The following is a 12,480-nucleotide window of genomic DNA, read 5'->3' as shown; positions in this document are numbered from 1 at the left end:
ATATTGATAGATTATGAACTTTACAAGAATATTTAAGACAAAGTATATAATCTTATTACCTATATTTTGCTTTATCGGAATCATCTCATGCAATTATAAAAATACAGATCAAATCTATACGTCCTTTGAAAGGGAAATCCAAAATGACAGCCTACTATTAGATCTATATATTAGCAAAACTCAACAGGAGATACTTTACAATCTTTACTATAATCACAAAAGAGATATGCGGGTATGGACTGACGATTGGACAGATAACACTGACATAAATTATGAAAATCCAATTGTAAGTGAGGATTTTAGTTCTGCTTTTGCCAATTTAAATCAGGATTTAAGATTAAGGTCTTGTAATTTGTTTATTCAAAGGGTTAATCAAAGAACGAATATATCCATTAAAGATAAGTTGAAGTGGATAGCAGAAGCCCGGTTTTCCAGAGCCTTGGTTAACTATTATATGGCTCAAAGATTTGGCGGCATCTATTTGGTTGAAGATGTAATTAATAATGAGGATGAATATAAAAAAATCAAAAGAAGTACTATTGATCAGACTTATAACAGTATCATTAATGATCTTCAATACGCATCAAAAAATTTGCCTTTGATCACAGCTACTCCAGAACGGGCAACAAAATGGGCTGCAATGGGGATGATCACCAGAGTGGCTTTGCAAGCTGCTTCCTATCTGCCAGCTAAAAGGAATCACTATCTCAATTTGGTTGTTTCTAATACAGAACGTATAATGAAAAATAAAAGACTTCAATTAGATTCCAGTTACAAAGATCTATTTAACGACTATGATAAAGCAATAAAATCAAAGGAAATTCTTTTTGGGTATTTCACTAAAGCATCAGAGTATAATATTTTTTCCACCTCAATGGGGTATATAAATCCAAGTCAAGAAAATGGAAAAATGCTTCCAGGTTTTGGGCCCCAACTAAAAATTGGTTTTGATGGTTGGCCACAAAGATTTCCGTCGCAAAATCTTGTAGATGCCTATGAGGTAATTGATGAAGATGGAAAAGCTAAGTATTGGGAATCAACCATCTATTATAAAAACTATAAACAAAAAGGCGGGTACGTTTCGTCATTTCTTTACAAGAATAGGGACAAAAGGTTCTATGCAACCATAGTGCAAGATTCCAGTGAGTTTATTAAAGAGAAAATACTTACCAGAGAGAAAGGTAATATGAACAATCTTTCGAGAGGAGTTGGAAGTGATAGGTGGGGGGTATCAAGTTCTAATTATTATTTTAGAAAGTCATTTTATGAAAAAAAACGGTACTCGTCTAGTGATACCACAAACCATCATCAGCCCATAATTCGTTTGGCCGAAGTGTATTTAAATTATGCAGAAACCTTACTTCTTTTGAACCACGCAGATGAAGCAGTTAAAATAATTAATAAAACTAGAATTCTCCATGGAGGATTACCTCCTTTAGGTAAGCTTTTACTTTCAGAATTATGGCAGGCTTATAAAAATGAGCGCAGGGTGGAATTAAGTTTTGAGAATGATCGTTACTGGTCACTATTACGCTGGGCTAAATTTGATGGCAAAACAAAAATACCAGAACTTGTCGTTCCTATTAGAGGTGTCAATATCTCATATGACGGCAAGAGATTCTCATTTAACAATATTTTGTCGTTTAATAACACGAAGAATAGAAAGTTCACTTCAGATCGTTTTTTGTTTCCTTTTCCAAATGACCAGTACAAACATTATAGTTCTAATATTATCATAAAAAAAGGGGGGCAATAAAATGACAAATTTAAGAGCTAAACAATTGTTATTCTGTCTATTGTTAATTGCAACAATATGTGCTTGCAATAGAGAAAAAGGTGTTGATATAGATATGCTAATTTCGAAATATTCAAAGGATTCTAAAGATTCTATAAAGCTTCAGGCAGTAGAATTTTTGAAAGAAAATCTTGAAAACCAGGTCTCAGAAAAATTAATAGCATTCAACGAAGAAACAGGGAAAGAAGTGAAAATCGATTTTGATACAATAGTTAATTCCGAAAATCTTAAAAAAACAATAAGAGACAGTAATTTAATCTTTAAAGTGATTCAGGTTAAAGATGCCAAGGAATTGAGTAATGAATTCATTGAAGACCAAATCAATGCTTTCGATGTTTTTTGTAAAAATGTTCCATGGACAAAGCGTGTGAAGAAAGATGTTCTTCTCAATTATTTGTTGCCTTATAAGATTTATTGGGAAGAGCCTGGGGACTGGAGGAATTATTTTTTTCTTAGAAACAAGAGTTTAATAGCTGAGTCGATTAGTGATAATTTAGTCGATACTATGTCGTTGGATAGGGCTGTTTTATTTCTTATCGGTGCAGTTGACGGCCGTAATGAAGGCTGGTTCAATTATAGTGAGGAACATATTGCCTATACTAATGCTGCTCCTTCGTTTAAATGGATAAAAAGTGTAAGAAAAGGCGATTGTAGTAGCGAGGCAAATGCCAATGCTTATCTGTTACGTAGCGTAGGGATACCTGCGACTGTTGATTATGTTCCTATGTGGGGCTCCAGAAATTCTGGACATGCAGCCGCAGTTGGTTTGGATTCAAATGGTAATATTTATCCACAATATAGATTATGGGGGGCAGCAAAAATTTTCAGATTTACGTTTAAGAGACATCTAATTTGGACTAAAGAGATCAAACCTTATTTAGGAATGGATTCTTTTCTCATAAATTCTATAAAGCATGACCATTGGTTGGACGTAACAAGTTCTCATATTAAAACCAGTGATGTTGGTTTCTTATTACCCAAAGCCATCAGTAAAAAATTTGCTTATATATGCGCATACAATTATGGAAGATGGCAGCCGGTTTTTTGGGGAAAAATAGACCAAAACAAAAAAGTTGTTTTTAAGGAAATGGGTCGGAATATTCTCTATTGTTTGGCAATTCCCAACGGTAAAAGCTATTCTCTTTATGGACAGGCATTTTTATTGGATACTGCAGGAGTTGTTAAGAAATATAGGCCTTTATATCATGCTGTGACAAATTTGACTGTATCAAAAGTAAACACCGGATCTGACTCCTGGATAAAAAAAGGAGAAAAATATACATTAAGTTATTTAGATGAAAATAGTCAATGGAAGGACCATGGTACTCAAATTGCTGAGAGAGATTCTATAATAGATTTTAAAAATTTGCCATCAAATTCACTTTACAGAATCAAAAAGGGACTAGATGAGCGCAATTTGAGCAGGCCATTTATCTATACGAGCAATGGGCAACAGTGGTATTAAATATCGGTCTCATCCGCCTATAGGTTGACAGTTGGTCTTGTCCGCTTTTTAGTTGATTGTTTTGGAGGGTTAAAAATTTAATTTATTATTATACTGGAAAGGTAAAACTGATAATCGGTTTTGACGAAGTTACCAAAAGTGATATCGAATTGATGCTAAGTGGTTGGGATACATCTCTGAAACAAGAGGAAAATGATCTTTATCGATGAGTAAAATTACGTGTTTAATTTAGCTAAACTTTTGTTTATTATTAGTGGGGTTTTTATATTAAATTAACCAAATGAAAGTATACCATTCCACGTTTGCCATTTTACTGGTCTTCATCGGGACTCAAGCCTTCTCTCAGTCAACAGACAGCATTTTTGAAAAGGATATTTTTCTGATCCGTAGTTATGGGAAGAAGGGCTTTGTGAAACCTGATCCTATGGATAGTATAAAACCAGGACAGAAATCTTTTAACGTTCGTTACGACGATGGTCCAATTCGTTATTCCGTTGTACCTGATCCTGGCAAATGGCGTATTGCTTTGTATATCGGAGATCGTCTTGACAATGAGTGCTATTATTATAACGATATTTTTATTATACAAAATTTTAACGACGGTTTCAGTGTACCTGAAGCTGATGACTTTTTTAGAGCTGAGCTCAATGCGAATAAGGTATATCTGAAAGTAACCAATGGCAACGTTGCGAAGATGTGGCGCATTAAGGCCCGCTGGAAAAGGAAGACTGTTAAAGAAAAGCCAGATTGGTTTAAAGGCTGGGTCACTAGTCTTTTAGAGTTTGAAGTATATCATATTTACACACTGCATGAAATGATTTCAATGAAAGCCGTGACAACTGATGAAGGTGATCATTCAGTTACTGTGGGAAGAAATGTACGGTTAGGCTCTCCGAATTAAATTATTAGCGCAATGAATTATTTAATTATTGTTCCAGATCTGGATCTTTTCCGGGAAATCATGACCCGGATTTAGGAGGTGAATTAAATCAAGTTGCTGTTTGTTTCCTTATTGTCAATTCTATTGTTTTATTGAGATTGTTTGTTGTTGCTTTTGTGAAAGTGCTCTTTGGAATATGTTGTCGATATGTGGTTACGCCCGCTTGAGTTTTATTGGGCTACCTGTAAAGGGTTTGTAGGGCCTTATCAGGCCTGAAGCCTTTCTAAAGGCAAATTCAAGCGCTATTGCTTCTTTGATTAGGCCGTCAACTACGTTAACACATTGGACACAGATCTTCAGCGGAAAACAACCGGATTTATAGCTAAGATATGATCTTCCTAAAATTTATTCGTATCTTAAAATTAAATTAATTAATATTTTGGTTATGGCTATATCTAAAAACGGCCCTTATGGCCATCCGAATGGAAAAATCGGAAAACTAGTCCATTACATGTTAAAAGGACAGCCTGTTACACGTATGGTGGGCAGAAGGACAAAATCAAGTCAGAAACAACTGGTCAATTGTCAGGCTATGGCAGTGACGATGGGCTTTTCAAGACCAGAAAGTGTGTTGAAATTCATTAACATAGGCTTTGAACTCGAGGCAAGGGGAACGGTCAAAAATCCTCATAACCTGGCAACCTCTTACAACAAGAAATTTGCGTTGAAGGGGGAGTACCCGAACCTTAAAATCGATTACAGCAAGGCAATGGTTAGTCAGGGGAGCTTAGCTGCACCCAGGGATACCAAATTGGTTAAAACAGCGGCCGGATTGGAGCTTAGCTGGGATTCCAGCCCTCTGGAGACTGGAAATCACGAGGACGATATCGCAATGATCTTGCTTTGTTATCCGGGTCTTGAGGATGCTTCGAGCTACCTGAATGCAGCAAAAAGAGAAGATGGAAAACACTTTGTGAAACTTAATGAATCGCTTTCCGATCAGCCTATAGAGGTGTACATGTGCTTTAAATCTGCTGATGGTAAAGAGATTTCCAATAGTGTATATTTTGGAAATCTGAATGGTGAAGCAGAAACTGCAGAAGAGCGACATCAAAAGAAAAAGTATGAGGCTTTGAAAACGAGGTTTGATCAGGTTGCAGCCAGTTATTTAGCGTATATTGAGCTTAGTGGCAATGCAATTGTCGTAACCAAGGCTTTCCGGAATCTGGAAACAGAATACCTGGCGCTAAAGAGCAAGTTGGATAATCTTCCCGGGAAACCCAGTTGATTGATATGGATTTAGTAGAAAAGTGATTAAAGATGCTAGAGGAAACGGGTTCGGTATTCGTTTCCAGGGGAGAGGTATGTCCGTTTTTCAGAGAAAGACTTCTACGGTTCTAAGTTTACTCAAAATTCATTGTCTTCAAGCTTGAAAATTTCATCTACAGTGCTGTTGAAAAACTTTGCAATTTTCAAGGCAAGTAAAGTGGAGGGGATAAATTTCCCGATTTCAATCGAATTAATGGTTTGGCGCGAAACACTTAGGTTTTCTGCCAGCTGTGCCTGGGTGATGTTTCTTTTTGCGCGTTCTACTTTTATCGAATTGGTCATTTTGGTTTAGCTACCTGAAAGAATAAAACCTGAAGTAATAAATTACAAGAGAAAGAGAGAATACCAATATCATAAAATGATTAATCGCTGTCATTTCTATCGGAAACAGATGATGTGAATAGAGATTTGAACTCAGGATTTTAAAAACATAAGCTAAAATAAACGAAATATAAAGTGACGATGTTTTTAAGTTTACCGATCTCTCGTCTTCCAGTTTCTGGGAAGCGGTAAACAAGGTGAAAAGACCTACTAATAACAACATTTCAGCACCCTTATTTGTATCCAGCAGGAATATGGGGGTCCCAATAACGATACAGAAAATACCGACATACTTTTGAAAATTAAATAGTTTAGCAAAGGGCTTAGATCTTCTATCCATGATGTTAAGTTTTAAGTATGTTCAAAGATAAGTAAACTTTTCAAAAAGACAAGTTTACTTTACATTTTATGAAAATTATTCCTTTCCAATCTAATGGGCTTTCCCTAATTTTAGTCGTAAAGTATTTAAGTGCTAAATGAGCGAAAACAACAAACTGAAAAAGTATTTAATTATTGGATCTTTATTTTTTTTAGGTTTTAAGGTCCTTGATGCAATATCTGACAAAAAAGAGAAAAAATATCAACTTAATGGATTGATAGAAAAGATCGATTACAATGAAAAAAACACACCTACCGTTGTGGTCAATGGTAAATCTTATGGTCTATCGACGAGTTGGAGGTTTAATGAAAAAATGAATGTAGGTGATTCCTTGATAAAAGAAAAAGAATCGCTGATATATAAACTGATCAAATATAAAACTGGGGAAGTGATTCTTTCTAAATAAAATTTCTGATGAAAACGAACGTTTCTCTCCTTATATGCTTAGTATCGATGCTATTGCTGTCATGTAAAAATGAAAAAAAAGAGCAATTTATCGCTGAGATTCCTCATCATACTAAATTGATATCCAACAAGGAAGAAACGCTTAAGCTTTGGAAAAAGGCAATTCATGAAGGAGACTTTAAAGCCTATGGCGAGATATCTAATGCTTATTTATTGCATAGTCAGATGTATGAACTTTATTACTACGCGCTAATTATGGCCAATAAATACAAATGCCCGCAAGCATACTATCATTTATTTATGATAATGAACGATCAGGTTACTATAGATGGTCTTAGTCTCTATAGTAATGATGAGGCGACCAAAAATATGGCATTGTATTACCTGTTGAAATCTAAAGAATTGGGTTACACTCAGGCACAATTTGAGATTGATGAAGTTTTCGGGAAAAATAAACCGATTCCGGCATCTTCCTATTATTTGAAAGAAGTACCTAAATAATAATTCCAGATGCTAACGAATAGAGAATATGATCAGTTTTGCTAAAACTTTGTTTAAAGTACTCCAGGTTATAATTATCTTGATTTTTATCTCCTCCTGTAATCAGAATATTGATTTTGAAAAGACCAAATGGAACGGGCAATCTGATCCTGCATATCCTTCAATATACCGTCCTCTGATGCTTAAAGATTTGACGACGAATCATAAATTGTTGGGTTTAAATTGTGCTCAGCTGGTTAAATATTTAGGAAATCCTGATCATGAAGAAGCGAATTTAATAAGCTATAGAATTGCCGTTGATTATGGCAATGATATTGACCCTGTTTATTCAAAAGATCTGACTTTTTTTTATTCAAAGGATTCGGTAATCACTTCTTTTAAAATAGAAGAGTGGAAGAACTGAAATTCTTAAAAATGCTTAGTAGAGCGATGGGACCTTTAAAAATTATATTGTTTACAATCGTACTTTCTGTAGTAGGATATATTGGGTATGTCTTTTTAACTTTTGATTTACTGACCGTAGAAAATGAACGGATAAGAACTGTTAGGATTTATGGAAAGCCCTATGCTTTAGCCTTCTATCGGGTCAATGGAAATGCAACGGTTCAAAGCGGGATTCAAATTAGAAAGATCCAGGAAGGGGAAGAGCATTTATTAAAACATTACGATAGATATAATTCAATAGCTTTCCTGACAGTTGGCAAGGGTGTATTAAAAATCGGATTAAAAGAGGATGGGGTTGAACCAAAAGTAATAGACTCTATGTTCTTAACGCTGCCCTAATATCTGTTTACTTAATGGTTCAGCTGATTTTTTTATTGGTGATCTGGAATTAGACATCTTTCATTCTGTAAAAAGGTAAGCTGAAAGCTACATAAATAATCACTTTAGTATCAGATTCAATCCAATAAAATTGGACCGGGTAAAATGAGAATTAAGCCTCGATAATGTCGTAAACAAGGACTTTGCTCCAAAGATGGCTACAGTCTTTTATAAATTGAAGGTGTAAGGGATGTGTCTGATAGATCGCCTGTCCTTCAAGATCCTTAAAAAATAACAACTCAGATACACTCCAACTGCTGTCTATGACCTCACGTTTCTCTGTGCTGGCTACTATGCCGACGTGAATGTTCTGAACAGTTTCTATTTTTGACAAGGTCTTTATTCCTTTAATCAATTGATCACGGTCAGCTTTCGAATCTGGATTTTTCAACCAAAAGAATACATGATGTGCCACCGGCTGTAATTTGTTTTTATCTGATAATGGCATCGCAGCTGCTGCAGTTCCAACTGCAATTGCTGCAGCTGTTCCTAGAAATTTTCTTCGGTTGGATTTCTTCATAAACACAAAATAGAAAAAAGAATATTGTTGTCCAAGGCAATTGTCTAAATGCAGGATAAGTGTCCGGAATGCGCATGAATCATTTGAGTTACGATTGTGTGCTTTCTTTATTTTTATGATTTAGGTGGGTTTTATAAGTTAATTTATTGGTCGTATAAGTGAATGCTGTTGATGATTGTAAGTTTTTAGCAGGAAATAAACTTTATGGTTAAATATTAATGTTGTTTTTCTTTATAAATTATTATAGATTGCATTTAATCTAATAACTTGTAGCCTGTTGATTGTCAAGTCTATCTATATTGTTGTTGATGTTAAATTCTGATCTGTAAAATGTAAAATATACAGGTATTGAGGATGATCGTCAATTCATACAATAGTTAAAAAATAGAATTGATTTAGATTAAAAACCTCATTTAGTAAAACCTTTTATTAATTATTTATGACGCTCAGTTGTTCTCCCGGAAAAACATGGTTTAGTGTAACATTTCTCTTGCTTGTATGTTCGATTCGTTTTAGTAGCCAGGCGCAATGGAGTGATACCTATTCTCCCGCCAAACTAACGCTTCCTTCTCCAACTGCAGCCTCTCTTGGCGTATATGGAGCTACTCAGATTGGTTATTATTCTGGAACTCCCGACATCTCTATCCCGCTGTACGAGTTGAAGACCAATAACCATTCGATTCCCGTAACGCTCCGGTACAACAGTAGCGGGACCCGTGTTGCTGAAAATGCAAGCTGGGTTGGATTGGGCTGGTCTCTATCGGCCGGGGGAGTCGTGACTCAGACGATAAGAGGGAGCGATGATTTTATAAATTATGGTTATTCCACTGCCGGAGCAATACCACTTTATGTAACGGTACCGGAAGGACCTGATAAATATTATTTCGACGAAATGTCTAAGAACAGAAATGACGGAGAACCCGATGTCATCTCTTATAATTTCGGTAATTACTCAGGCAGATTTGTAATTGGGAAAAATAGTGACGGCAAAAAGATTTTTATGGATCAACAGAATAATCTAAAAATTGAACGCATCTCAGAACGTTGGGTGGTGATCGACCCTCAGGGGTATAAGTATTATCTCGGTGCTACAGAAGCTGCAGATGACTTTAATTATTCAGGTACTTCTGAGCTTAGCGATAATGCCTCTTTCCGCCAGGATTTTTCAAGGTTTGCAAACAATGCCAGTTACCTGGATTCTATTGTCAGTCCAAACAAGGAGGTGGTTAAATTTATCTATGAACGGAAATCCAGAAGCTATAGTCTGATTAATAGAACTGAAATGTTGTACAATGTATTGAAATATGTTGGAGGATGTACCGGAAATACGGTTCAGCTTCCTTCTTTTGTGGAGGCCTATACTGCTTCAAGGCAGTTGATTCATGATGTTAATTTAAAACAAATCATTTCCAGTTCAGGTACTGTTGATTTCATTACTACTGACCGGGAAGATCTCGAATATTCGGGAACGGTTAAGCCTGGAAAGCTCAGCGAGATTATCGTTCGGGATTTAGCAGGAAAGCAGTTGAAACGGTATGTGCTTTCTTATAGTTATTTCGGTTCAGCGAATGCTTCCGGGCGCTTAAAATTAGATCGGATAACCGAGTACGGGGACAAGGGAAAGGCCAACGCCCCGTATGAATTTACATATGCTAATCCAAATGGCGTTCCTCAAAAATATACGAAAGCTATTGATCATTGGGGCTATTATAATGGCCAAAATAATCAAATCTTAGTGCAGGCCGAATCAGTAGAAGGAGGAGACCTGTTTTTTCCAGGTGCCAACAGGACACCTGATTCCGTTTACAATTATCCAATGGCAGGTGTCATATCTTCTATTAAATATCCTACAGGTGGAACTACAGCATTTGAATTTGAACTGCATGACTATTCCAATCCAAGCGGGGAAGACCGGTTTGCGAAAAAAAGAGTAGGTGTCACTGCGGCTGCGCGTCCTGGAAATGAATGGAATGAGAATTCTATTGCTTTTACTTTGACGGACACGGCTGTTGTTAGCCTGGATTACGGCTATATGAAATTCGATGAAAATGCGAATTCATTGCAGGGGGTTCAAACTCAATTCGTGTATTTGTATTTGCCAAATGGGAGCATTCAATCCTGGGGCAACTGGCCTTGTCCCTCTCAACCGGATCCAACCTGTGGGATGGAAAGTGGTACAAGGCAGTTTAAGGATATGAAGCTGTATCCTGGTGCCTATAGATTAGAAGTGCGGTATTTACAGGGATATTCCACAAGTGCTGCGGTTAACTGGGATAAAAAGGTAAAACTAAACCAAAGAAAAGGCGGTGGATTGAGGGTCAAATCTATTGCCAACTATGAGAATGGACAAAAGAAAAATATAAGAAAGTTTCAATATACCAGTGATGGGAAGACCACCGGTTTTTTAATGATCCAGCCCAAATATGATTTCTATACTTATGTGGAAGCGAATCCAGGGCAAGCGGGTTGCACGATGGGTGCGTATTACATTGGGCGTGGGTCTAATACGATCTATGCTCCGGGATTGAATTCAAATGGTACGATTGTAGGATATAGCAAGGTTACTGAGCTAATTGGAGAAAATGGAGAAGGTGGTAGAACAGAATACTTTTTCCACAATAGTCCAAGCGTAACTCCGGAATTTCCATTTATCCCGACGCTAACAGAACCTTTAAACGGGAGGGCCGCATTGGTATTAAATTATGATGTAAATGGAAAGCTAGTCAAAAAGGTGGGTTCTGAATATGAGATGAAGGTCTCTTCCAGCTTAAAAGGAGTTAAGTTATATCAATCTCCAATGACCGCAGGAGCCACTAATCCGACGTATATTATTCAATATTATGACAACTTATCTACCTGGAATGTGCTGACAAAGGAAACTGAATCTGAGTATGACGGTAATAATAATGAGACGATAAAGGCGGTGAAAGATTATTTTTATGGCAACGCCCTTCATAAGGAATTGACAAAAAAGACGGTCGCAACAAGCACAGGGGCAGTCAGCTCGGTAGAGTATAAGTACCCTCAGGATCTTTCTGGTCCGATGGCAGGTTTACTGGTTGCTAAAGACCAGATTGGAATTGTCTTAGAAGAAAGTCAGACAAAAAATGGCTCTTTTATGAAAATTAAAAATGACTATGCCAATGATTCAAGAACCAATATTGCCTTGCCTCAGCTGATCAGAACGATTAGCAGTGCGGACAATAAAGAAGAGGTTAGGCTTCGATATCATGATTATGACCTTAAAGGGAACTTACTTTCTGTTTCTAAAGAATCTGGCCAAAAGATCAGTTATGTTCGTGCCTATAACGGACTATATCCCATCGCAATGGTTGAAAATGCAGGATATTCGCAAATAGAATCATTGTTAGGAGGCGCTGAAGTAGTCAAAAATTTTGCAAATAAGAGCAATCCTACCGATGCTGAAGTCAATGCTTTTCTTGCCCCATTGCGTAATCCGGTCAATTTGAAGGATGCAATGCTGAGTACCTATACCTATCAGCCATTGGTTGGTGTAACAAGTAGCACTGATCCGAAAGGGCAAACGGTATATTATGTTTATGATGAGTTTCAACGTTTAGCGCACATACTGGACAACAAGAAAAACATTGTTAAGAGTTTTAGCTACTTTTTTAAAGACGCAGGTGTAGCTGTTCCTGATCCTGTTTTTCAAAGCGCTGCTATTAGCAGGTTATTTGTTAAAAATAATTGTCAGCCTGGGGAAACCGGAAGTTCGGTTTATTATAGTTTGGCGAAGGGAGCTTACACTTCCAATACACAGATCGATGCAGATAATAAGGCGCTGGCAGATGTGAATTCAAAAGGTCAGGCATATGCGAATGCAAATGGAAACTGTACGATTGTTTGCTCTGGTGACGATAAGAAAATGGTACATGGAGTTTGTGAAACAGGAATAAGGGTAAATGTTAGTTCTGAATTTATAAGACCGGGGAGCTACCGTTGTACATATCACTATGAATGGTCTGATGGTACCAGAAGTGAAAATTATTATGAAACGAATACAGCTGATTGTCCGATATCCTGATGACTTATATGAAGACGG

Annotated in this window: 12 protein-coding genes; 9 read left to right on the top strand and 3 right to left on the bottom strand. The window is 36.7% G+C overall.

Features of this window, described 5'->3' with window-relative positions:
• The first annotated feature begins 13 nt into the window (after positions 1-13).
• The 4 genes from BLQ87_RS20255 to BLQ87_RS20240 all read left to right on the top strand — a co-directional run bounded on the left by BLQ87_RS20255 (position 14) and on the right by BLQ87_RS20240 (position 5,428).
• Entirely contained in the window at positions 14-1,756 is a 1,743-nt protein-coding gene (locus BLQ87_RS20255) for a RagB/SusD family nutrient uptake outer membrane protein (RefSeq protein WP_074610403.1), read from the top strand.
• 1 nt (position 1,757) lies between these two features.
• On the top strand, positions 1,758-3,260 hold the full coding sequence (locus tag BLQ87_RS20250) for a transglutaminase-like domain-containing protein (protein WP_074610402.1): 1,503 nt from the start codon (positions 1,758-1,760) through the stop codon (positions 3,258-3,260).
• A gap of 280 nt (positions 3,261-3,540) precedes the next feature.
• Positions 3,541-4,161: a hypothetical protein gene (locus tag BLQ87_RS20245; protein ID WP_074610400.1), complete on the top strand. Its 621-nt coding sequence runs from the start codon at positions 3,541-3,543 to the stop codon at positions 4,159-4,161.
• Between the two features lie 424 nt (positions 4,162-4,585).
• A complete protein-coding gene (locus BLQ87_RS20240; RefSeq protein ID WP_074610398.1) occupies positions 4,586-5,428 on the top strand; it encodes a DUF6266 family protein in 843 nt (280 codons plus the stop codon).
• A gap of 119 nt (positions 5,429-5,547) precedes the next feature.
• On the opposite strand, the gene BLQ87_RS20235 is transcribed toward BLQ87_RS20240, so the two are convergent.
• Both BLQ87_RS20235 and BLQ87_RS20230 read right to left on the bottom strand, forming a co-directional pair.
• Positions 5,548-5,751, bottom strand: coding sequence for a helix-turn-helix transcriptional regulator (locus BLQ87_RS20235; RefSeq protein ID WP_074610397.1), 204 nt, complete (start codon positions 5,749-5,751; stop codon positions 5,548-5,550).
• A 10-nt stretch (positions 5,752-5,761) separates the two neighbouring features.
• Entirely contained in the window at positions 5,762-6,130 is a 369-nt protein-coding gene (locus tag BLQ87_RS20230; RefSeq protein ID WP_074610395.1) for a hypothetical protein, read from the bottom strand.
• A gap of 136 nt (positions 6,131-6,266) precedes the next feature.
• Between BLQ87_RS20230 and BLQ87_RS20225 the strand changes: the two genes are divergently transcribed.
• The 4 genes from BLQ87_RS20225 to BLQ87_RS20210 all read left to right on the top strand — a co-directional run bounded on the left by BLQ87_RS20225 (position 6,267) and on the right by BLQ87_RS20210 (position 7,858).
• Complete coding sequence (locus BLQ87_RS20225) at positions 6,267-6,575, top strand: hypothetical protein (protein WP_074610393.1); 309 nt, start codon at positions 6,267-6,269, stop codon at positions 6,573-6,575.
• Positions 6,576-6,583: 8 nt separating this feature from the next.
• The gene (locus tag BLQ87_RS20220) at positions 6,584-7,075 is read left to right on the top strand and encodes a hypothetical protein (protein WP_143010504.1); all 492 of its coding nucleotides are present in this window, start codon (positions 6,584-6,586) and stop codon (positions 7,073-7,075) included.
• Positions 7,076-7,154: 79 nt separating this feature from the next.
• On the top strand, positions 7,155-7,478 hold the full coding sequence (locus BLQ87_RS20215) for a hypothetical protein (RefSeq protein WP_143010503.1): 324 nt from the start codon (positions 7,155-7,157) through the stop codon (positions 7,476-7,478).
• Positions 7,466-7,858: a hypothetical protein gene (locus BLQ87_RS20210; RefSeq protein ID WP_143010502.1), complete on the top strand. Its 393-nt coding sequence runs from the start codon at positions 7,466-7,468 to the stop codon at positions 7,856-7,858. The genes BLQ87_RS20215 and BLQ87_RS20210 overlap by 13 nt, the downstream gene beginning before the upstream one ends.
• A 151-nt stretch (positions 7,859-8,009) precedes the next feature.
• On the opposite strand, the gene BLQ87_RS20205 is transcribed toward BLQ87_RS20210, so the two are convergent.
• Positions 8,010-8,417 carry a Dabb family protein gene (locus tag BLQ87_RS20205; protein WP_074610386.1) on the bottom strand — a complete coding sequence of 136 codons (408 nt, stop codon included), beginning with the start codon at positions 8,415-8,417 and terminating at the stop codon, positions 8,010-8,012.
• A 439-nt stretch (positions 8,418-8,856) separates the two neighbouring features.
• Between BLQ87_RS20205 and BLQ87_RS20200 the strand changes: the two genes are divergently transcribed.
• Positions 8,857-12,462: a DUF5977 domain-containing protein gene (locus tag BLQ87_RS20200; protein WP_074610383.1), complete on the top strand. Its 3,606-nt coding sequence runs from the start codon at positions 8,857-8,859 to the stop codon at positions 12,460-12,462.
• Positions 12,463-12,480: the final 18 nt, after the last annotated feature.

Source organism: Pedobacter steynii, assembly GCF_900103665.1.
Classification (GTDB): Bacteria; Bacteroidota; Bacteroidia; order Sphingobacteriales; family Sphingobacteriaceae; genus Pedobacter; species Pedobacter steynii.
This window is presented reverse-complemented; position numbering and strand designations above follow the sequence as displayed.

What these genes read in the sequence shown, in the direction of transcription:
- BLQ87_RS20255 (WP_074610403.1), top strand. Translation starts at nt 14, where the DNA reads ATGAACTTTACAAGAATATTTAAGACAAAGTATATAATCTTATTACCT.
- BLQ87_RS20250 (WP_074610402.1), top strand. Translation starts at nt 1,758, where the DNA reads ATGACAAATTTAAGAGCTAAACAATTGTTATTCTGTCTATTGTTAATT.
- BLQ87_RS20245 (WP_074610400.1), top strand. Translation starts at nt 3,541, where the DNA reads ATGAAAGTATACCATTCCACGTTTGCCATTTTACTGGTCTTCATCGGG.
- BLQ87_RS20240 (WP_074610398.1), top strand. Translation starts at nt 4,586, where the DNA reads ATGGCTATATCTAAAAACGGCCCTTATGGCCATCCGAATGGAAAAATC.
- BLQ87_RS20235 (WP_074610397.1), bottom strand. Translation starts at nt 5,751, where the DNA reads ATGACCAATTCGATAAAAGTAGAACGCGCAAAAAGAAACATCACCCAG.
- BLQ87_RS20230 (WP_074610395.1), bottom strand. Translation starts at nt 6,130, where the DNA reads ATGGATAGAAGATCTAAGCCCTTTGCTAAACTATTTAATTTTCAAAAG.
- BLQ87_RS20225 (WP_074610393.1), top strand. Translation starts at nt 6,267, where the DNA reads ATGAGCGAAAACAACAAACTGAAAAAGTATTTAATTATTGGATCTTTA.
- BLQ87_RS20220 (WP_143010504.1), top strand. Translation starts at nt 6,584, where the DNA reads ATGAAAACGAACGTTTCTCTCCTTATATGCTTAGTATCGATGCTATTG.
- BLQ87_RS20205 (WP_074610386.1), bottom strand. Translation starts at nt 8,417, where the DNA reads ATGAAGAAATCCAACCGAAGAAAATTTCTAGGAACAGCTGCAGCAATT.
- BLQ87_RS20200 (WP_074610383.1), top strand. Translation starts at nt 8,857, where the DNA reads ATGACGCTCAGTTGTTCTCCCGGAAAAACATGGTTTAGTGTAACATTT.